This is a genomic window from Paracidovorax citrulli, from assembly GCF_900100305.1.
Taxonomy (GTDB): domain Bacteria; phylum Pseudomonadota; class Gammaproteobacteria; order Burkholderiales; family Burkholderiaceae_C; genus Paracidovorax; species Paracidovorax citrulli.
The window spans coordinates 57,080-76,250 of the sequence record NZ_FNEY01000006.1 but is presented as its reverse complement, the minus strand read 5'-3'; the positions used below and the strand labels follow the sequence as shown (position 1 = coordinate 76,250).

20 protein-coding genes are annotated in these 19,171 nt (G+C 66.8%); 2 read left to right on the top strand and 18 right to left on the bottom strand.

Translation table 11 applies throughout. The features are described 5' to 3' along the window. Positions 1-62: 62 nt before the first annotated feature. The 17 genes from era to BLR99_RS05845 form a co-directional block, all read right to left on the bottom strand. A complete protein-coding gene (gene era / locus BLR99_RS05930; RefSeq protein WP_011794341.1) occupies positions 63-1,097 on the bottom strand; it encodes a GTPase Era in 1,035 nt (344 codons plus the stop codon). Next, complete coding sequence (rnc, locus tag BLR99_RS05925; protein ID WP_011794340.1) at positions 1,094-1,780, bottom strand: ribonuclease III; 687 nt, start codon at positions 1,778-1,780, stop codon at positions 1,094-1,096. Before rnc ends, era begins: the two co-directional genes overlap by 4 nt. A gap of 21 nt (positions 1,781-1,801) precedes the next feature. Next, positions 1,802-2,203, bottom strand: coding sequence for a DUF4845 domain-containing protein (locus BLR99_RS05920; protein WP_011794339.1), 402 nt, complete (start codon positions 2,201-2,203; stop codon positions 1,802-1,804). Between the two features lie 59 nt (positions 2,204-2,262). Then, complete coding sequence (lepB, locus tag BLR99_RS05915; RefSeq protein WP_011794338.1) at positions 2,263-3,237, bottom strand: signal peptidase I; 975 nt, start codon at positions 3,235-3,237, stop codon at positions 2,263-2,265. A 4-nt stretch (positions 3,238-3,241) separates the two neighbouring features. Then, positions 3,242-5,050, bottom strand: coding sequence for a translation elongation factor 4 (gene lepA, locus BLR99_RS05910; protein WP_011794337.1), 1,809 nt, complete (start codon positions 5,048-5,050; stop codon positions 3,242-3,244). 478 nt (positions 5,051-5,528) lie between these two features. Next, entirely contained in the window at positions 5,529-7,010 is a 1,482-nt protein-coding gene (locus tag BLR99_RS05905; protein ID WP_011794336.1) for a DegQ family serine endoprotease, read from the bottom strand. Positions 7,011-7,137: 127 nt separating this feature from the next. Then, on the bottom strand, positions 7,138-8,196 hold the full coding sequence (locus tag BLR99_RS05900) for a MucB/RseB C-terminal domain-containing protein (RefSeq protein ID WP_074686918.1): 1,059 nt from the start codon (positions 8,194-8,196) through the stop codon (positions 7,138-7,140). A 94-nt stretch (positions 8,197-8,290) separates the two neighbouring features. Further along, positions 8,291-8,914 carry a sigma-E factor negative regulatory protein gene (locus BLR99_RS05895; RefSeq protein WP_011794334.1) on the bottom strand — a complete coding sequence of 208 codons (624 nt, stop codon included), beginning with the start codon at positions 8,912-8,914 and terminating at the stop codon, positions 8,291-8,293. Between the two features lie 62 nt (positions 8,915-8,976). After that, positions 8,977-9,606, bottom strand: a complete 630-nt coding sequence (rpoE, locus tag BLR99_RS05890; RefSeq protein WP_011794333.1) for an RNA polymerase sigma factor RpoE — start codon at positions 9,604-9,606, stop codon at positions 8,977-8,979. 546 nt (positions 9,607-10,152) lie between these two features. Further along, positions 10,153-11,397, bottom strand: a complete 1,245-nt coding sequence (gene fabF / locus BLR99_RS05880; RefSeq protein WP_011794331.1) for a beta-ketoacyl-ACP synthase II — start codon at positions 11,395-11,397, stop codon at positions 10,153-10,155. 71 nt (positions 11,398-11,468) lie between these two features. Next, complete coding sequence (acpP, locus tag BLR99_RS05875) at positions 11,469-11,708, bottom strand: acyl carrier protein (protein WP_003058049.1); 240 nt, start codon at positions 11,706-11,708, stop codon at positions 11,469-11,471. Between the two features lie 103 nt (positions 11,709-11,811). Then, positions 11,812-12,567 carry a 3-oxoacyl-ACP reductase FabG gene (fabG, locus tag BLR99_RS05870; RefSeq protein ID WP_011794330.1) on the bottom strand — a complete coding sequence of 252 codons (756 nt, stop codon included), beginning with the start codon at positions 12,565-12,567 and terminating at the stop codon, positions 11,812-11,814. Positions 12,568-12,589: 22 nt separating this feature from the next. Then, positions 12,590-13,546, bottom strand: a complete 957-nt coding sequence (gene fabD, locus BLR99_RS05865) for an ACP S-malonyltransferase (RefSeq protein WP_046060855.1) — start codon at positions 13,544-13,546, stop codon at positions 12,590-12,592. A gap of 61 nt (positions 13,547-13,607) precedes the next feature. After that, positions 13,608-14,585, bottom strand: coding sequence for a beta-ketoacyl-ACP synthase III (locus BLR99_RS05860; protein WP_011794328.1), 978 nt, complete (start codon positions 14,583-14,585; stop codon positions 13,608-13,610). A gap of 23 nt (positions 14,586-14,608) precedes the next feature. Next, entirely contained in the window at positions 14,609-15,643 is a 1,035-nt protein-coding gene (gene plsX / locus BLR99_RS05855; RefSeq protein ID WP_011794327.1) for a phosphate acyltransferase PlsX, read from the bottom strand. 112 nt (positions 15,644-15,755) lie between these two features. Next, positions 15,756-15,938: a 50S ribosomal protein L32 gene (gene rpmF / locus BLR99_RS05850; RefSeq protein WP_011794326.1), complete on the bottom strand. Its 183-nt coding sequence runs from the start codon at positions 15,936-15,938 to the stop codon at positions 15,756-15,758. Positions 15,939-16,042: 104 nt separating this feature from the next. After that, positions 16,043-16,594: a YceD family protein gene (locus BLR99_RS05845; RefSeq protein ID WP_011794325.1), complete on the bottom strand. Its 552-nt coding sequence runs from the start codon at positions 16,592-16,594 to the stop codon at positions 16,043-16,045. A gap of 26 nt (positions 16,595-16,620) precedes the next feature. On the opposite strand from BLR99_RS05845, the gene BLR99_RS05840 reads away from it, so the two are divergent. Then, a complete protein-coding gene (locus BLR99_RS05840; RefSeq protein ID WP_011794324.1) occupies positions 16,621-17,220 on the top strand; it encodes a Maf family protein in 600 nt (199 codons plus the stop codon). After that, the gene (locus tag BLR99_RS05835; protein ID WP_011794323.1) at positions 17,217-18,044 is read left to right on the top strand and encodes an SAM-dependent methyltransferase; all 828 of its coding nucleotides are present in this window, start codon (positions 17,217-17,219) and stop codon (positions 18,042-18,044) included. Before BLR99_RS05840 ends, BLR99_RS05835 begins: the two co-directional genes overlap by 4 nt. A gap of 66 nt (positions 18,045-18,110) precedes the next feature. Here BLR99_RS05835 and BLR99_RS05830 read toward each other — a convergent pair whose 3' ends face one another. After that, the gene (locus tag BLR99_RS05830) at positions 18,111-19,163 is read right to left on the bottom strand and encodes a S49 family peptidase (protein ID WP_011794322.1); all 1,053 of its coding nucleotides are present in this window, start codon (positions 19,161-19,163) and stop codon (positions 18,111-18,113) included. Positions 19,164-19,171 lie beyond the last annotated feature (8 nt).

Below are 19,171 nucleotides of genomic sequence, written 5' to 3'. Positions count from 1 at the left end.
CTTTGCCCGGCCGCAGGCATCGTCCCCCTGGGGGAAGGCGCCGCGGGCGACTCAGGGGGGAGTCACTCATACCCGAAGGACCGCACCCGGGCCTCGTCGTCCGCCCAGCCGGAACGCACCTTGACCCAGACCTCCAGGAACACCTTGGCGCCCAGCAGCTTTTCGAGCTCCATGCGGGCGTCGGTGCTGATGCGCTTGAGGCGCTCGCCCTTTTCGCCGATCACCATGGCCTTGTGGCCATCGCGCTCCACGACGATCGTCGCCGCGACGCGGACAAAGCGCTTGTGCGTCTTGCTGGGCTCTTCCTCGAACTTGTCGATCACCACGGTGGAGGTGTAGGGCAGCTCGTCGCCGGTGAAGCGGAACAGCTTCTCGCGCACGGTCTCGCTCGCGAGGAATTTCTCGCTGCGGTCCGTCAGCTCATCCTCGGCGTACCACCAGGGCTGCTCGGGCAGGTACTTCTCGCAGATCCCGAAGAGGCGTTCGATATCGCCCTTGTTCTTGGCCGACATCGGCACGAACTCCGCGAACGGATGCCGCTCCTGCATGCCCTTGAGCCACGGGGCGATCTCCGCGCGGCGGTGCACGGTATCGAGCTTGTTGGCGATGAGCAGCGTGGGGATGCCGGGCTTGAACAGCGACAGCACCTTGGCGTCGGCCAGCGTGAAGCTGCCGGCCTCCACCACGAAGAGAATCAGATCCACGTCGCCGATCGCCCCCATCACCGTCTTGTTGAGCGACTTGTTGAGCGCCGTGCTGTGCTTGGTCTGGAACCCCGGCGTATCGACGAAAACGAACTGGGCCGCACCCATGGTGCGGATACCGGTGATGCGGTGGCGCGTGGTCTGCGCCTTGCGCGAGGTGATGCTGATCTTCTGGCCCACCAGCGCGTTCATGAGGGTGGATTTGCCGACATTGGGCTTGCCCACGATGGCGATGAGCCCGCAGCGTTGCGGGCCCTGGGCCACCGGGGCCTCCTGCGCGCCGGAGCCGGTCCCGGCTGCGGCGGGCACGGCCGCGCCGGGGCGTGCCGCCGCCAGCATGGCCTCCAGGTCGTCCTGGAGTGCGCCGGGAACGGAGGGAGGAGAGGAGTTCATGGGTGTTTCGCTTTCAGGGTGGCCAGCATGGCGGCGGCGGCAGCCTGTTCGCCCGCCCTCCGCGATCCGCCGATGCCGCGCTCGGTCAGGCCCAGTTCCGGGATGTCGCATTCCACGTCGAAGGTCTGCCGGTGGGCAGCCCCCACCGTGGCGACCACGCGGTACTGCGGCAGCTTCATTTTGCGGCCCTGCAGCCACTCCTGCAATGCGGTCTTGGCATCCTTCTCGGCCGCCGGCATGCGAGGATTGATCTCCACGTCCTGGTAGAGCCGGTGCACCAGCGCCTCGGCGCACTGGTAGCCGGCATCCAGGTAGACGGCCCCGATCAGGGCTTCCAGGGCATCGGCCAGGATGGACGGGCGCTGCTTGCCACCGGATTTCGTCTCCCCCTCGCCCAGGCGCAGCACCTGCGGCAACTGCAGGCCCAGGGCCAGGCTGTGCAGCGCCTCCTGGCGCACCAAGTTGGCGCGCACCCGGGAGAGATCGCCTTCCGGCAGGTCGCGCAGGCGCTGGTAGAGCAGGCTCGATACGGCCAGGTTCAGCACCGAGTCGCCGAGAAACTCCAGGCGTTCGTTATGGTCGGCCGAGAAGCTGCGGTGCGTGGTGGCCCGCTGCAGCAGGGATGGATCGGAGAAAACATGCTGCAGGCGGTCCTGCAGCGCGGAAAGGCTGGGTGAAACCAAAACGGAAGAAGGAAGAAAGGGTCAGTTGGTCTGGTCGCGGAAGCGGTACACCAGGTAGGCGGGGCCGACGAGCGCGATCTCGCGCGAATAACTGAAGGACACCACGATCTTGTCGTTGCGCTTCGTCACTTCGAGGTCGTTGCCGGTGACGGAGCTGATGTTGTCGATCGCGGCTGCGCGGTCGAAGGAGGCCCGCACTTCCGGCACCGTGGACGCCTCGCGCGCCGCCTTGGCGGCCGCCTTGCGGATGGCCTGGTACTCCAGGAAGATCGGCACCGACTGGCCGCCGATGGCGAAGACCGCCACCGCGAACACGGCCAGGAACACCAGCCCGATGAAGGACAGGCCACGCTGGCGGGAGCGGCGGACAGGCCGCGGGGTGTTCGATGCGCAGCGAGGCAGGTGGTGCTGATGCAGACCCATGGTCCGGACCCTCTTCTTTGGTATGTCTTGAAGGAAGCGCCGCGGTCTGCGGCAAGCCGTTACTGGAAGCCGCCGATGCGCTTCAGGTTGCCGAAATTCATCCACACGAAAAAGGCCTTGCCGACGATGTTCGCGTCGGGCACGAAGCCCCAATAGCGGGAATCGAACGAATTATCGCGGTTGTCGCCCATCATGAAATAGTGGCCCTCGGGCACCTTGCACACCACGCCTTCCACGCTGTAGCGGCAATTCTCGCGGAAGGCGTAGTCGCTGGCTCCCTGGATGAACGCCGGCACGTCGGGGTTGTTGATCATGCGGTGCGGCCTGGCGCCCAGATGCTCGTCGTACTGCTTGAAGTAGCGCATCGTGTCCTCGTCGAGGAAATCGGGCAGCGCCGTGGTCTCGACCGGCTTGCCGTTCACCGTGAGCCGCTTGTTCAGGTAGGCGATCTCGTCGCCCGGCACGCCGACCACGCGCTTGATGTAGTCCATGCTGGGCTGCGGCGGATAGCGGAACACCATCACGTCGCCGCGCTGGGGCGGCGTGCCCTGCGTGATCTTCTTGTTGATCACCGGCAGCCGGATGCCGTAGGTGAACTTGTTCACGAGGATCAGGTCGCCCACCAGCAAGGTCGGGATCATCGATCCGGAGGGGATCTTGAACGGCTCGAAGAGGAACGAGCGCAGCACGAAGACGATGGCGATCACCGGGAAGAGTCCCGCCGTCCAGTCCAGCCACCACGGCTGCATCAGGATGCGGTCCTTCGCCTCCTGCACGTCGCCGTCCACCTTGGCGATGCCCATGCGGTCCAGCTCGGCGCGCCGCTGCACGGCCGCCTCCTCGATGGCCTGGGCCGCGCGGCGGCGCCGCGGCAGGAAGACGAGGCGCTCGGCCAGCCAGTAGGCGCCGGTCACCACCGTCGCCAGCAGCAGCAGCAGCGCGAAATTGCCTTCGATGGCGCCCACGTACCAGGCGCCCACGTAGCCGACGAAAGCCGCCAGGATCGCGGCGGTCACATATTGCATGGCTTGCATCGGATCACTCCTCCACTTGCAGGATGGCCAGGAAGGCTTCCTGCGGCACTTCGACGGAACCGATCTGCTTCATGCGCTTCTTGCCCGCTTTCTGCTTCTCGAGAAGCTTGCGCTTGCGGGTGATGTCCCCCCCGTAGCATTTCGCCAGCACGTTCTTGCGCAGGGCCTTGATGGTCTCGCGCGCGATGATGTTCGCGCCGATGGCCGCCTGGATCGCCACGTCGAACATCTGTCGGCTGATGATCTCGCGCATCTTGGCGGCCACCGCGCGGCCGCGGTAGGCCGACTGGCTGCGGTGGACGATGATGGACAGCGCATCCACCTTCTCGCCGTTGAGCAGGATGTCCACCTTCACCACGTCGGAGGCGCGGTACTCCTTGAACTCGTAGTCCATGGACGCATAGCCGCGCGACACCGACTTCAGCTTGTCGAAGAAGTCCAGCACGATCTCGCCCAGCGGCAACTCGTAGGTCAGCATGACCTGGCGGCCGTGGTAGGCCATGTTCAGCTGCACGCCGCGCTTCTGGTTGGCCAGCGTCATCACCGGGCCCACGTATTCCTGCGGCATGTAGAGATGCACGGTGACGATCGGCTCGCGGATCTCCTGGATGCGGCCCTGGTCGGGCATCTTGGAGGGGTTCTCCACCATGATGACCTCGCCATCGCCCTTGACCACTTCATAGACCACGCTGGGCGCGGTCGTGATCAGGTCCTGGTCGAACTCGCGCTCCAGGCGCTCCTGCACGATCTCCATGTGCAGCAGGCCCAGGAAGCCGCAGCGGAAGCCGAAGCCCAGCGCCTGCGACACCTCGGGCTCGAAATGCAGCGAGGCATCGTTGAGCTGCAGCTTCTCCAGCGCGTCGCGCAGCTGGTCGTACTCGCTGGCTTCGGTGGGGTACAGGCCCGCGAACACCTGCGGCTGGATTTCCTTGAAGCCGGGCAATGCCTGCTCGGCCGGACCCAGGTTGTTGGGCAGCTTCTTCTCCAGCGTGATGGTGTCGCCCACCTTCGCGGCCTTCAACTCCTTGATGCCGGCGATGATGTAGCCCACCTCGCCCGCGTTCAGCGCATTGCGCGGCTCGTTAGCGGGCGTGAACACGCCCAGGTTGTCGGCGTTGTAGGCAGCGCCCGAGGCCATCATCTTGAAGCGCTCGCCCTTGAGCAGCCGGCCATCGACCACGCGCACCAGCATCACCACGCCCACGTAGGGATCGAACCAGCTGTCGATGATCATGGCCCGCAGCGGCGCATCGGGATTGCCGCGCGGCGCGGGCACCTTGGCGACGATGAGTTCGAGGATCTCGTCGATGCCCATGCCGGTCTTGGCGGAGCAGGGAATCGCATCGGTCGCGTCGATGCCGATCACGTCCTCGATCTCGGCCTTGGCGTTGTCGGGATCGGCCTGCGGCAGATCCATCTTGTTGAGCACGGGCAGCACTTCCACGCCGAGATCCAGGGCGGTGTAGCAGTTGGCCACCGTCTGGGCTTCCACGCCCTGCGAGGCATCGACCACGAGCAGCGCGCCTTCGCATGCGGAAAGGGAGCGCGACACCTCGTACGAGAAGTCCACGTGTCCGGGCGTGTCGATCAGGTTGAGGTTGTAGACCTGGCCATCGCGGGCCTTGTATTGCAGCGCGGCCGTCTGGGCCTTGATGGTTATCCCACGCTCTTTTTCGATGTCCATCGAATCGAGCACCTGTGCTTCCATCTGGCGCTCTTCCAGGCCGCCGCAGCGCTGGATCAGGCGGTCGGCGAGCGTCGATTTGCCGTGATCAATGTGCGCAATGATCGAAAAATTTCTGATGTGATTCATCAACGAGAAGCGACAAGTAGTTGAATTAGAACGGCGCGCACAAGAAAAAAGGGCGCGTCAAGCGGTGACGCGCCCTGAACCAACAATCTTTGGCAACTGCGATGGTTGGAGCTTCATTGTAGGCAAAAAGGCCGACAGGGAAAGCCCGCATCATGACCGGCAGGGCGCGTTGCCACCCTGCAACGCAATATTTATGCACAGCTTATTCACAATATGACGGCACATCATGAGAACAACTTGTGGGCGATCTGTGGAACACCTGTGCATGGAACGGGGCGATCCCATATGGTGATGTTACAGGCTTTGCATATGCAGGTCTGCCATGAAAAACGTGCAGCATTCTATCCAAATGCATAGATAGAACTTTTTTTCCCGGCCCCGGGGGCGCAGGCGCCCCCTCCAGGGGGGACTCATCCTGCGCGGAAGGCCCCAATTCCCACTCCGGGATGGGGACTCTGCCCCGGACAGCCGCCGGACATCAGCGGCTCGGACGGATCACGGCATATTGGGTCCAGTCGCCCCTGCGGAACAGCACATTGATGGGCTTGGATTTGTCGGCCTTGGCCAGCACGGCTTCGAAGTCCTTCATGCCGGAGATCTCGGTATTGGCGACGCCCAGGATGACGTCGCCCTCCCGCAGCCCTGCACGGGCCGCGGCATCGGTCACGCCCGTCACGCGCACCCCGCCCTTGAGCTTGAGCTCCTTCTTCTGGGCATCCGTCAGATCGACCGCCGCCAGGCCGAGCTGCAGCGCGGCAGGCGATGCCTTGGGCTTCGCGCCTCGGTCGCCGGCTGCGGCCGTCGGCCTGTCGTCGGGTTCCACCTCCGCCACCGTGATGGGCAGATCCTTCGTGGCCCCGCGCCGGAACACCGTCACCGTGCTCTTGTTGCCGGGCTTGGTGTTGCCCACGAGGCGCGGCAGGTCGGAAATCTTGTCGATGCTCTTGCCGTCGAAGCGGGTGATGATGTCGCCCGCCTCCACGCCGGCCTTGTCCGCCGGCGAGCCGGTCTCCACGCCCGTCACCAGCGCACCCTGGGTCTTGCCCAGGCCGATAGACTCCGCAACGTCCTTGGTGACCTGGCCGATCTGCACGCCGATGCGCCCGCGGGTCACGCGCCCCGTGGCGCGCAGCTGGTCGCTCACACGGATGGCCTCGTCGATCGGGATGGCGAAGGAGATGCCCATGAATCCGCCGGAACGCGAGTAGATCTGGCTGTTGATGCCCACCACTTCGCCGCGCATGTTGATGAGCGGGCCGCCCGAATTGCCGGGATTGATGGCCACGTCCGTCTGGATGAACGGCAGGTAGTCGCCCGTGTCGCGCTGCTTGGCACTCACGATGCCGGCGGTGACCGTGTTCTCGAGGCCGAACGGCGAGCCGATGGCCATCACCCATTCACCGACGCGCAGCCGGTTCATGTCGCCGACCTTCACCGCGGGAAGCCCCGTGGCGTCGATCTTCACCACCGCCACATCCGTGCGCTTGTCCGAACCCACGATCTTGGCCTTGAATTCACGCTTGTCGGTGAGGGTGACGAGCACTTCCTGCGCGCCCTCCACCACGTGGGCATTCGTCATCACGTAGCCGTCGGAGGTCACGATGAAGCCGGAACCCACGCCGCGTGGCTGCTCTTCGTCGGGGCGCTGGGGACGCTGCTGGCGCGGAACGCCCGGCATGGGCAGGCCGAAGCGCTTGAAGAACTCCAGCATTTCCTCGTCCATGCCGCTGGTGGAGGAGCGGTCGGGCGCCTTCTCGATGGTCCGGATGTTCACCACCGCCGGGCCGACCTGGTCCACCAGGTCGGTGAAGTCGGGCAGGCCCTGCACCAGCGGCGGCGGGCTGGCCGTGGCAGCCTGCGCATGCAGCGCACCGGCGGGGAACAGGGCGACGGCTCCAGCGGCAGCGAGGGAGCGGACGAGTGTCCGGAAACGCGATGGGTCACACGGCATGGAAAACATGGAAGACCTTTCTTTCTTTTCGGGGCAAATCGCCGATGTTGTGCAAAAACGCATGCGAAGGTGTGAAGGACAAGGCCGTGTTTGGTTCCCTGCGCCGCGGCGGCATTCCACCGGCCGCGCGCCCGGTTCAGCGCACGGGTTCGATCTGCTCGACCAGTTGCCGCAGGGTTTCCTGCGGCACTTCGCCCACGGCGGTGAGCCAGATGGAGCCTCCGGCCACCCGCTGGGCGAGGGTCTGGGTGGCACCCATGTCCATGCGGCGCGGCTCGCCGGCATGGCGCGCGGCGTCGTAGGGGTCGAAGAACAGCGACACCGTTGCCAGGCCGTCCGAGAAGATGCACTGCAGGGGGGGCATGGGCATCCTGGCCAGCACGGCCGGATCCCGCTTGTAGCAATCGCCGGGGACAAACCCGGCCACGGGCCGGCTCAGCTGCCAGCCGGCCTCCCGCGCCGTCGTCTTCACCAGCGGAACGGCCAGCAGCCGGAACCCGCGGGTATCGTCCATCTGCGCCGCCAGTTGCGGCACGGTGGGAGGTGTATCGAAGTCGATCTGCGAGAACGCCGCCTGCTCCAGCACCTGGCCACGCAGACCCAGCGTCTGCAGCTTGACGACCAGGCCGCTGGGCCGCGCCATCCAGATGCGGTAGCCGAAGCGCAATCCGTCCCGGGGCTCCAGCCACAGGATGCTGGCATCCTGCCCCGCCACCCGGTCGCTGCCGAGGAACCGGGCCCGGTAATGGCGCAGCACCGCGCTGCTTTCGGCCTGCGGCAGATGGGGGAACAGGCCCGGCATGTCCCGCCGCTCTTCCTTCACCACCCGGGCCTTCGGCAGGAAAGTGCGTACCAGATCGTCCTTGCGGAATACGGTGCGCGGCGAGCCATCCAGGGCCTCGATGCGCTCGATCTGCACCTTGCCGTCCGTCGCGTGCCAGATGCGGGAACTGGTCATGCCCCCCGCGGAAGACCACACCACGAAGCTGCCGCGATAGCTCTGCTCGCGCGATGCCCGGTGGATGCGCTCCACCCAGTCCTCGATTTCCGCCTGGGCCTGGGCCTGGGCCTGGGACGCGGATGCATGCGCCGCAACGGAGGGGACCGGATTGCCCGAGGTGCCCTCTCCGGACGCTGCCCAGGCGGCGTACCACGGCGCGCCCGCCAGCAGCGCCGCAAGGGCCGGCACCGCCATCGTCCTCACCCAACAACGGCCGTGCTGGAATCGCGGCACCCAGCCGTCGGCGTTCCTCGGACCTGCCAATCCCGATCTCCGGTAGTGCAAGCGCTCAGCGCTGGGGCGTTTCGAAGGTGGCATTGCGCAGGAAACCTGCCGGCATCTGGAGCGCGGAAGCGCCCCCGTACTGGCGGTGCGCCGCCAGCAGTTCGTCGAGGCGGGGATCGCGCAGCATCACCTGCGGTTCGCCCGCGGGGTCGGTGGCAGACACCAGCGTCGTGGCGGCCGGCACCTCCATGCGCGACGGCACGGCAGCCAGCCGGGTTTCGCCGCCGGCCGACGGTCCGCCGGACAGGCCGCTCCAGCCCAGCACGCCGACCGCGGCCAGCGAAGCCAGGCCGGCGACCATCTTCCAGCGGAACACGGCGGCATTCGCCGCCTCGCCCTGGGATTGGATGGCAGCTGCCAGGGGGACGGCGGCTTCCGGCAGAGCCACCTCGGCAGCCGGCCGTTCCTCCCGTGCCAACTGGGCCATCACGCGATCGGCCAGGGCGGCATTGCCAGGGCGGGCCAGCTCGGGGGAGCGCAGCACGTCACCGATCAGGTGATAGACGGCCCAGGCCTCCTGGCCTTCGGCAGTCCGGGCATAAGCGAAGGCTTCGCCCCACTCGGCCTCACTGATGCCGCCGTCGGCCAGCGCGGAAAGCTGCTCACGCATTGTCGGGTCGTCTTTCATGCTTCTCACCTGCTATCGTCCTTGGGCCGGCACGCTGCCCCGGCCTCCCGGGCACACCTGCATCACCAGCGCTTGCCTGTCTGCTTTTCCAGCAAAGGTCGCACCCGGGCGGAAATCGCCTCCCGGGCACGGAATATCCTCGATCGCACCGTTCCTATGGGGCACTGCATCACCTCGGCGATTTCTTCATAGGTCAGGCCTTCGATCTCGCGCAGCGTGACCGCCTGGCGCAGATCCTCCGGCAGCGCTTCCATGGCCGTGTTGACCGCCGCGGCAATCTCCTGCGCAGCCATCACGGTTTCCGGGGTTTCGTCGCTGGTTAGTTCGTGTCCGATACGGGAAGTTTCATCCTCGTCCTCTCCGCCGCGCAATGCGTTCTCGGAAATGACGGGATTGCGCTTGATGTCCATCAAGGCCTTCTTCGCCGTATTGACCGCGATGCGGTAGAGCCAGGTGTAGAACTGCGCTTCTCCGCGGAACTGGTGCAGTGCGCGGTAGGCCCGCAGGAAGGTTTCCTGGGCGATGTCCTGCACCAGGTCCGAGTCGCGCACCATGCGGCCGATGAGGCGCTCGATACGGCGCTGGTATTTCACGACCAGCAGCCCGTAGGCCCGCTGGTCGCCGGACACGGTGCGCTCCACGAGCTGGAGGTCGCTGTCGGCAGGGGAAGGCGGGGGCAGGGAAGCGTTCATGTATTCGTAAGCTCACGCATCTGGGCGATGAGCAGGGGGCATCGTCGGCCCCTGGGCTGCGGGCTCCCGTCTGGGGCGCGAATATACCGCACGGCGGAGCGCAGCCCATCCGGCGGCATGGCGGCCAGGCTCCAGGCCCAGCCATGCATGGCGGCCGTCCTGACCCACGAAGCGCACCAGCAGGAAACGCTGCAGATCCAGTGCGACCTCCAGGCGCCCGCACAGCGGGGAGGATGCCCTGCCACGGTCCAGGGACCACAGCAAGCCATCCCATGCAAGGACGCCGGAGGTCCAGCGGGTTGCCGCGCGCCAGCCCAGCAGGGAGACCCAGCCCCACAGCCCCAGGCCACAGGCGACCGTCCAGGCAGACGGGCCGCTTCCGGAAACGGCCCATGCCGCCCAGGCTGCGAAACCCGCGAGGCTGAGCCCGAGAACCCAGCCGCGGAGCCGATGTTCCGCGCCTGCGGGGTGGCGCAACACCGGAGCGTGGAACTCTTCCCGCGCGAGATCGGCCATGGATCCGGAGCCGCGACGGCGGTGCGGCCGTCAGATGCGCCGGAAAACCAGCGTGCCGTTCGTGCCGCCGAACCCGAAATTGTTCTTCACGGCGACGTCCATCTTCATGTCGCGGGCCGTATTGGCGCAGTAATCCAGATCGCACTCCGGATCCTGCTCGAAGATATTGATGGTCGGGGGCACTTTCTGGTCGTGCAGCGCCAGCACGGTGAAAACGCTCTCGATGCCGCCGGCGCCGCCCAGCAGGTGGCCCGTCATCGACTTGGTCGAGCTGACCACCATGTTCCTGGCATGGTCCCCGAGGGCCGCCTTGATGGCGTTCGTCTCGTTCAAGTCACCCAGCGGCGTGGAGGTGCCGTGGGCGTTCAGGTAATCGACTTCGTCGGCGTTGATGCCCGCATTGCGCAGCGCCGCCAGCATGGCGCGCCGGGGCCCGTCCATGTTGGGAGCGGTCATGTGGCCGGCGTCCGCGCTCATGCCGTAGCCCGAGAGCTCGGCGTAGATCTTCGCGCCACGGGCCTTCGCATGCTCGTACTCCTCGAGGACCAGCACGCCCGCGCCCTCGCCCAGCACGAAGCCGTCCCGGTCCTTGTCCCAGGGACGGGACGCGGTGGCCGGATCGTCGTTGCGCGTGGACAGTGCCCGCATCGCCGCGAAGCCGCCCACGCCCAGGGGCGAGACGGTGGATTCCGTGCCGCCCGCGACGATCACGTCGGCATCGCCGTACTCGATCTTGCGCGCGGCCTCGCCGATGCAGTGCAGGCCGGTGGTGCACGCCGTGACGACCGACAGGTTCGGCCCCTTGAAGCCGAAGCGCATCGACACGTGCCCCACCACCATGTTGATGATGGAGGCCGGGACGAAGAAGGGGGTGATGCGCCGGGGGCCGCGATTCTCGAGCTCCGCGTGCGTGTTCTCGATCAGCGGCAGGCCGCCGATGCCCGAGCCGATGATGCAGCCGATGCGGTTCGCCAGGTCCTCATCCAGCGCCTCGCCCACGGGCAGGCCCGCGTCGCGCACGGCCTGGTCGGCCGCGGCGATGCCGTAATGGATGAAGCTGTCCATCGTGCGCGCATCCTTGGCGCTGATGTAGGCGTTCAGGTCGAAATCCTTGACCTCGCCAGCGATCTTGCAGGCGAAGTTCGAAGCATCGAACTTGGTGATGAGGCCAATGCCGGACTGGCCGGCCAAGATTCGGGCCCAGGCTTCCGCCACCGTGTTACCGACGGGGGTGATGCAACCCAGGCCGGTCACGACGACGCGACGACGGCTCATGCGCTAAGACTCTTTCGTGCTGATGCGGGACCGCTAAGGGCGATCCGCGGGGGGAGGCGGAGACCGGACGGTCAGGCCTTCTGGTGGGTGTTCGCGTAGTCGATGGCGTTCTGCACCGTCGTGATCTTCTCTGCGTCTTCGTCAGGGATCTCGATGCCGAACTCGTCTTCCAGCGCCATCACCAGCTCCACCGTGTCGAGGGAGTCGGCACCCAGGTCGGCCACGAAGGCCTTTTCATTGGTGACTTGCGACTCTTCCACGCCGAGTTGTTCGGCGATGATTTTTTTGACACGTGCTTCGATATCGCTCATGGTTTCCCTTTGGGGGTTGTGAATGAATCCGCGATTCTAGCCGGATCGAGATACACCTCGAAATGGCCCGCCGGGCGGAACAACCAGCGTCAACTTCCATCAATTACATGTACATGCCGCCATTGACATGCAACTCCTGGCCGGTCACATAGCCCGCGTCGTCCGATGCGAGGTAGGCGACGGCCTTGGCGATGTCCGACGGCTGCCCCATGTGCCCCATCGGAATCTGCGTCTGCAGTGCCTTGTGCTGCTCCTCGGAGAGCTCGGCGGTCATGTCGGTGCGGATGAAACCGGGGGCCACGCAGTTCACCGTGATGCCACGGCTGCCCAGCTCGCGGGCCAGCGAGCGCGTCATGCCGGCAAGACCCGCCTTGGCTGCGGCGTAGTTGGCCTGGCCCGGATTGCCCGAGGCACCCACCACGCTCGTGATGTTGACGATGCGCCCATAGCGCTGCTTCATCATCGGCCGCATGACGGCCCGGCAGGCGCGGAATACCGCCTTCAGATTCGTGTCGAGCACGGCATCCCAGTCGTCGTCCTTCATGCGCATGGCAATCTGGTCGCGGGTGATGCCGGCGTTGTTGACCAGCACATGCAGGCCGCCCTGCTCTTTCACGATGCCGTCGATCAGCGCATCCAGCGCGGCGGCGTCGTTCACGTCGACGGCGGCGCCCCGGCAGCCTTCGTGGGCGGACAGCGCCTGGGTGATGCGCTGCGCGCCGTCTTCGGTGGTCGCCGTGCCGACGACGCGGAAGCCCCGCGCCGCCAGTTCGGCAGCGATGGCGGCACCGATGCCGCGGGAGGCACCCGTCACCAGGGCGATGCGGGCGGCGTTGTCAGGGGAATTCGAAAGGGTCATGGTGTCTCTCTGGTCAGCCGTCTCAGGCCAGCAGTTCGCGGGTTTCCTGCAGGGATGCGGGATCGTACACCGAGCCGCCCACCAGGGTCGCGTCGATGCGCTTGGTCATGCCCATGAGCACCTTGCCAGGGCCGCACTCGATGACGTGGGTGGCACCCCGCGCCTTGAGCGCACCGATGCACTCCACCCACCGCACGGGGCCGAAGGCCTGGCGGTAGAGCGCATCGCGGATCGCATCCGCCCCCCGCTCCACGGCCACGTCGATGTTGTTGACCACGGGAATGCGGGGGGAGGTCAGGGACAGGCCGGCCAGTGCCTCGCGCAGCTTCTCGGCAGCCGGCTTCATGAGGCTGGAGTGGAAAGGCGCGGACACGGGCAGGGGCAGCGCGCGCTTGGCGCCCGCGGCCTTGAGCATTTCGCAGGCTTCCTCGACGCCCGCCTTGGTACCGGCGATGACGGTCTGGGCCGGGTCGTTGAAATTCACGGCCTCGACGACATCCGCGCTGCCCGCGCCGAACGCCGCGGTGGCGTGGGCGCAGCCTTCCACCACCTTGGCCGATTCGAGGCCGAGGATGGCGGCCATGGCACCCATGCCCACGGGCACGGCTTCCTGCATGGCGGCGGCGCGCAGCCGAACCAGCGGAGCCGCCTGCGACAGCGTGAGCACGCCGGAGGCCACCAGGGCGGAATATTCACCCAGGGAGTGGCCGGCCACCGCGGCGGGTTGCGCGCCGCCTTCCGCGAGCCAGACGCGCCAGGCCGCCACGCCGGCGACCAGCATCACGGGCTGGGTGTTGGTGGTCAGCGCCAGGGCTTCCTTGGGGCCTTCATGGATCAGGCGGCCGATGTCCTCGCCGAGCGCGTCGGAGGCTTCCTGGACGGCTTCGGCCACGGCGGGATGGTCACCCCAGGCGTCGAGCATGCCGACGGATTGCGATCCTTGTCCGGGAAAAACGAATGCGAAGTTCTTCGTGGTCATGAGGGAAATTCAGGTCATACGAGTCACCGGGGCCGTGCTTCGGCGCAGGCCGCGGCAGCACTCAGAGCGTGAGCAGCACGGCGCCCCAGGTGAAGCCCCCACCCACGCCTTCGAGCAGCAGGTTCTGGCCGGGACGGGCCTGGCCGGAGCGCACGGCATGGTCGAGCGCCAGGGGAATGGATGCGGCCGACGTGTTGCCGTGCTGGTCCACCGTGACCACCACCCTGTCCATCGGCAGGCCCAGCTTCTTGGCCGTGCCCTGCATGATGCGGATGTTGGCCTGGTGGGGAATCAGCCAGTCCACGTCCGACTCCTTCAGGCCGGCCTTGTCCAGCACGGCGCGGGCCGCCTTGTCGAGCACCCCCACGGCCAGTTTGAAAACGGCCTGGCCATCCATCTTGAGCAGCGGATCGCCGAGGATCTGGCCGCCGTACACGTTGCCCGGTACGCACAGGATGCCGACGTGCCTGCCGTCGGCGTGCAGGTCGCTGGCGAGGATGCCCGGCGTCTCGGAGGCCTCCAGGACCACCGCACCCGCACCGTCGCCGAACAGCACGCAGGTGGTGCGGTCGTTGAAATCGAGCAGGCGGCTGAACACTTCGGAGCCCACGACGAGGGCGCGGCGGGCCGCGCCGGAGCGGATCATGGAATCCGCCACCGTCAGCGCATAGATGAAGCCGCTGCACACCGCCTGCACGTCGAATGCGGGGCAGCCATTGGCGCCCAGCTTGTTCTGAAGGATGCACGCAGTGGAAGGGAAGACCATGTCCGGCGTGGACGTGGCGACGATGATGAGGTCGATGTCCGCAGGCTGCACGCCCGCAGCATCGAGCGCCTGCCGCGCCGCCTCCAGTCCCAGATCGCTGCTGCACACGTCCCGCTCGGCGAAATGCCGGGCGCGGATGCCCGTGCGCTCCACGATCCACTGGTCCGAGGTCTCAACGCCCCGCCCGGCCAGTTCGGCCACGAGGTCGGCATTGGTCAGACGGCGCGGGGGCAGGCTGCTGCCGGTGCCTGTGATACGGGAATAACGGCTCATTCATTGGGGCCCGAAACGGTCAGTCAGGGCGACGGCTGCGCGGCGGCGGGCCCCAGCAGGGGAGCGGCATGCGCAACCCGCGAACGGACTCGATCGAGCAGGTTGTTGCGGGCCGTATCATACGCGCGGATCAAAGCCTGCTCGAATGCCAATATGTCAGCCGACCCGTGGCTCTTGAAGACAAGCCCTCGCAGCCCGAGCAGCGCCGCACCGTTGTAGCGCCGGTGGTCCATGCGCCGCATCAGCGCAGATAACACCGGATAGGCCACAACTGCCGCGATTTTCGTGAAGATGCTGCGCTTGAACTCCTGCTTGAGCGCGCCGACGATCATCGATGCGACCCCCTCGCTGGCCTTGAGCGCCACGTTACCCACGAAACCGTCACACACGACGATGTCCACCGTGCCCTTGAAGATGTCATTGCCTTCCACGTTGCCATAGAAGTTCAGGTCACCGGATTCGGCCGCGGAACGCAGCAGCTCGCCGGTGCGCTTGATGACTTCGTTGCCCTTGATGACCTCTTCGCCGATGTTGAGCAGGCCGACCGCGGGTTCTTCCGTTCCCTCGTGCAGTGCCGACACCAGGGCCGCGCCCATGACGGCGAACTGCAGCAGATGCTCCGCGCTGCAATCCACGTTGGCCCCCAGGTCCAGCACGGTGGTCGCGCCGCCCCGGGCATTGGGCATCTGGGTGGCGATGGCGGGCCGGTCGATGCCGTCCAGGGTCTTCAGGAGGTAGCGCGCAATCGCCATCAACGCGCCGGTATTGCCCGCCGATACGGCGACCTGGGCCGCGCCGTCCTTCACCTGCTGGACCGCCACGCGCATGGAGGAGTCCTTCTTGCGGCGCAGGGCCACCTCCACGGGGTCGTCCATCGAGACGACCTCGCTGGCCGGGACGATCTGGGCGCGCTCGTGCGCGAACCCGCCGAGGCTCTCGGGCTGGCCCACCAGCAGCAGCCGCGCTTGCGGATGGTGTTCGAGGAATTGGCGGCAGGCCGCCAGCGTGACGCGGGGGCCGTGATCGCCCCCCATGCAGTCAACAGCCAGTGTGATCATGGGCGACTCGCCGGATCGCACGCGAGCGGGACCCGGAAAAAAGAAACAGCGGACAAAACAAAGGCCCGCGCTACCGCATGTGTAGCAGCGGGCCTGTGCGCGCAGGCGAAGATCAGGCTTCGGACTTGTTCTTCAGCACCTGGCGGCCACGGTAGAAGCCGTTGGGGCTGATGTGGTGGCGCAGATGGGTTTCGCCGGTGGTGGGCTCGACAGCGATGCCGGGCACCGTCAGGGCGTTGTGCGAACGGTGCATGCCGCGCTTGGAGGGGGACTTTTTGTTCTGCTGAACAGCCATGGTGGCTCCTGGTCTTGAAAGGGTGGGTTGGTAAAAACGCGATCAGCCCATTGAAGACACGAGGGGATTCGCGCGAAGCCCATGATTATAGCCCAAATGGTTTTTCAACCCCCAGGCTTGCCGGTCTTGAGGGATGCGAGCGCCGCGAAGGGGTTCGGCTTGTCCGCGCTGGCCGCCTCGAAATCCTCGCCGCTGGAGGCCATCCGCACCGGAGAAGGACATTCGTCGTGCCGGGGCACGAGCGGCAGCGCCATGAGGAGCTCGTCCTCGATCAGCTCGCGCAGATTGAATTCGCGGCTCAGAGCCAGCAGGTCTTCCTCGCTCTCGTCGTCGAGCGCCTCGGCAGTCGCCTCGTCGGCGACGAACCGGAATTCGCGATCGACCTCCAGGGGGACATCCACCGGCCCGAGGCAGCGCTGGCAGGTCATGGGGAACGCGGCGCGCACACGCAGCCGCAGCCATACCTGGCCACCGATGCCGTGCGTGGTCCGCACTTCGCCGTCGGCCGTCCAGTCCACGAGCAGGTCAGGGTGCAGCCCTTTGGCCTCCTGGGCCAGCCGCTCGTATTTCAGGAGCGAATCATGGCCGGACAGATGACCGCCCGCCTGCGCGAATGCCTTGACGTCGAGGCGCTGGGGAGAGAATTCCTTGGTCATGGCGGCAGTGTAAGAGAATCGCCGCCATGTCTGCCCCCGCTTTCCCTCCCCGCCCGCTGGTACTGGGCTCCACCTCCCGCTATCGACGCGAACTGCTCGCCCGGCTGGGGGTGCCTTTCGACGTTTCCGCGCCCGATGTGGACGAAACCCCTCAGCCCGGCGAGTCGCCACGCGATCTGGCACTGCGGCTCGCGCAGGCCAAGGCGCGAGCCGTGGCGCGGCGCCACCCCGACGCGGTCGTCATCGGCTCCGACCAGGTGGCGGACCTTTCCGGCACCCCGCTGGGCAAGCCGGGCACCCATGAACGGGCGGTGGCCCAGCTGCAGCGCATGCGCGGTCAAACCGTGGTGTTCCAGACGGCCGTGACCGTGACCTGCGCCGCCACGGGTTTCGAGGCCACCGATCTCGCGCCGGTGGAAGTGCGCTTCCGGGATCTTTCCGATGAAGAGATCGAGCGCTATCTGCGTGCCGAACAGCCCTACGACTGCGCGGGCAGCGCCAAGAGCGAAGGCCTGGGCATCAGCCTGCTGGACGCCATCGTGAGCGACGATCCCACGGCGCTGGTGGGCCTGCCGCTCATCCGCACCTGCCGCATGCTGCGCAACGCGGGCCTGGTGCTGCCATGACGGAGCACGCCCGCACTCCCCTGGCGCCCGATGCGGCCGGCACGCCCCGGCAGCGCGGCACGCTGTACCTCGTTCCGGCCCCTCTGGACTTCGGATGCGATGGGCAGGCTCCGCTGGAAGATGCCCTTCCCGCAGGCACCCTGCGGAAAGCGGCAGCCATTACCCACTGGATCTGCGAGAACGCGAAGAGCACGCGCGCCTACCTCAAGCGCATCGATGCGCTCCATCCGCTGGCAGCGCCGCTGCAGGGCCAGTCCATCACCGAGTTGCCGCGCGAGGTCCACAAGAAGGGGGACCACCAGGGCGCCTCCGGCGGCGCGGCCGGCTTCGATGCCAGCCCGTTGCTGGCTCCGGCGATGGCAGGCCACGACATGGGGCTGGTCAGCGAGGCCGGGATGCCTGCCGTGGCGGACCCCGGCAGCTCGGTCGTGCGCGCGGCCCATGACCTGGGCGTTCGCGTGGAGCCGCTCACCGGCCCCGTCTCGCTGCTGCTCGCCCTGGCGGCCAGCGGCCTCAACGGCCAGAACTTCGCGTTCAACGGCTACCTGCCGCAGGATGCGGCCCAGCGCGCGCAGCGCATCCGGGAACTGGAGGCGCTGGCGCTGCGGCAGGGACAGACGCAGCTTTTCATCGAAACGCCCTACCGCAACCCCGCGCTGTGGCAGGCCCTGGTCAAGACGCTGCAACCCCACACCCGGCTGGCATTCGCCAGCGGCCTGACCCTGGCCGGCGCCCGCACAGCCAGCCAGCTCGTGCGCCACTGGCGCCAGCAGCCCGACGTGCTGGACAGTCGCACGCCCGTCGTGTTCGCCATTGGACGCTGATCCCGGGCAGGAACGAAAAAGAGGCGCCGCGGCGCCTCTTTTTTTGCTGGAAGTGAACCCGCCTGTTCAGCGCACCGCCGGCAGGCTGGCGCCCAGGGCGCGGATGGCCGTTTCGCCCATGGCAGCGCCGAACTTCTTCACCAGGCGCTCGGCCACGTTGTCCCGGCGCGTGTAGTCGATGATGTCCTCGGCCTTGACGACCTCGCGGGCCACGTAATCGAGGTTGCCCAGGTGGTCGGCCAGGCCCATGTCGACGGCCTGCTGGCCCGTCCAGAACAGGCCGCTGAACGTGTCCGCCGTGGGCTTGAGGCGATCGCCCCGCCCTTTCTGCACCACCTGGATGAACTGCTGGTGGATCTGGTCGAGCATGGCCTGCGCATACGTACGCTGCTTCTCCGACATCGGGCTGAACGGATCGAGGAAGCCCTTGTTCTCGCCCGCCGTGAGCAGGCGGCGCTCCACGCCGAGCTTTTCCATCGTGCCGGTGAAGCCGAATCCGTCCATCAACACGCCGATGCTGCCGACGATGCTGGCCTTGTCCACGAAGATCTGGTCGGCTCCGGCCGCGATGTAGTAGGCGGCGGAGGCGCAGGTTTCCTCGACCACCGCATAGACCGGCTTGTTGTACTTGGCCTTGAGCCTCAGGATCTCGTCGTTGATGATGCCTGCCTGCACCGGGCTGCCGCCGGGGGAGTTGATGAGCAGCACCACGGCCTGGGAGCCGGAGTCCTCGAAGGCACTGCGCATGGCCGCGACCACGAATTCCGCGCTCGCCTCGGCACCGGACGCGATCTCGCCCTTGATGTCCACCACGGCGGTGTGGGGCGTGCTTTTGCTGGGCGCCGCAACGTCGCGCGCAAGCAACACCCAGGCCACGGCGACCAGGAAAACCAGCCATGCCATGCGGGTGAAAACACGCCAGCGGCGCGCGGAGCGCTGTTCGGAGAGTGTGGCGAAGACGAGTTTTTCCAGCACGTCGCGCTCCCAGCCCGGGGGCTTGCCGGCGGCGGCGGGGGTGTCTTTTGCTATTTTTTCAGGAGCACTCTGGGCCCACAGGTCAGGTGTGGACGACGGATCAGCTTCCAGGCCGGAGGGTTCTTTCCGGGTCGGATCGGTCATGGGATGTC

Excerpts from the sequence above, each read along its gene's own strand:
- era (WP_011794341.1), bottom strand. The coding sequence starts at position 1,097 with ATGAACTCCTCTCCTCCCTCCGTTCCCGGCGCACTCCAGGACGACCTG.
- BLR99_RS05920 (WP_011794339.1), bottom strand. The coding sequence starts at position 2,203 with ATGGGTCTGCATCAGCACCACCTGCCTCGCTGCGCATCGAACACCCCG.
- lepB (WP_011794338.1), bottom strand. The coding sequence starts at position 3,237 with ATGCAAGCCATGCAATATGTGACCGCCGCGATCCTGGCGGCTTTCGTC.
- lepA (WP_011794337.1), bottom strand. The coding sequence starts at position 5,050 with ATGAATCACATCAGAAATTTTTCGATCATTGCGCACATTGATCACGGC.
- BLR99_RS05905 (WP_011794336.1), bottom strand. The coding sequence starts at position 7,010 with ATGTTTTCCATGCCGTGTGACCCATCGCGTTTCCGGACACTCGTCCGC.
- BLR99_RS05900 (WP_074686918.1), bottom strand. The coding sequence starts at position 8,196 with ATGGCGGTGCCGGCCCTTGCGGCGCTGCTGGCGGGCGCGCCGTGGTAC.
- BLR99_RS05895 (WP_011794334.1), bottom strand. The coding sequence starts at position 8,914 with ATGAAAGACGACCCGACAATGCGTGAGCAGCTTTCCGCGCTGGCCGAC.
- rpoE (WP_011794333.1), bottom strand. The coding sequence starts at position 9,606 with ATGAACGCTTCCCTGCCCCCGCCTTCCCCTGCCGACAGCGACCTCCAG.
- fabF (WP_011794331.1), bottom strand. The coding sequence starts at position 11,397 with ATGAGCCGTCGTCGCGTCGTCGTGACCGGCCTGGGTTGCATCACCCCC.
- acpP (WP_003058049.1), bottom strand. The coding sequence starts at position 11,708 with ATGAGCGATATCGAAGCACGTGTCAAAAAAATCATCGCCGAACAACTC.
- fabG (WP_011794330.1), bottom strand. The coding sequence starts at position 12,567 with ATGACCCTTTCGAATTCCCCTGACAACGCCGCCCGCATCGCCCTGGTG.
- fabD (WP_046060855.1), bottom strand. The coding sequence starts at position 13,546 with ATGACCACGAAGAACTTCGCATTCGTTTTTCCCGGACAAGGATCGCAA.
- BLR99_RS05860 (WP_011794328.1), bottom strand. The coding sequence starts at position 14,585 with ATGAGCCGTTATTCCCGTATCACAGGCACCGGCAGCAGCCTGCCCCCG.
- plsX (WP_011794327.1), bottom strand. The coding sequence starts at position 15,643 with ATGATCACACTGGCTGTTGACTGCATGGGGGGCGATCACGGCCCCCGC.
- rpmF (WP_011794326.1), bottom strand. The coding sequence starts at position 15,938 with ATGGCTGTTCAGCAGAACAAAAAGTCCCCCTCCAAGCGCGGCATGCAC.
- BLR99_RS05845 (WP_011794325.1), bottom strand. The coding sequence starts at position 16,594 with ATGACCAAGGAATTCTCTCCCCAGCGCCTCGACGTCAAGGCATTCGCG.
- BLR99_RS05840 (WP_011794324.1), top strand. The coding sequence starts at position 16,621 with ATGTCTGCCCCCGCTTTCCCTCCCCGCCCGCTGGTACTGGGCTCCACC.
- BLR99_RS05835 (WP_011794323.1), top strand. The coding sequence starts at position 17,217 with ATGACGGAGCACGCCCGCACTCCCCTGGCGCCCGATGCGGCCGGCACG.
- BLR99_RS05830 (WP_011794322.1), bottom strand. The coding sequence starts at position 19,163 with ATGACCGATCCGACCCGGAAAGAACCCTCCGGCCTGGAAGCTGATCCG.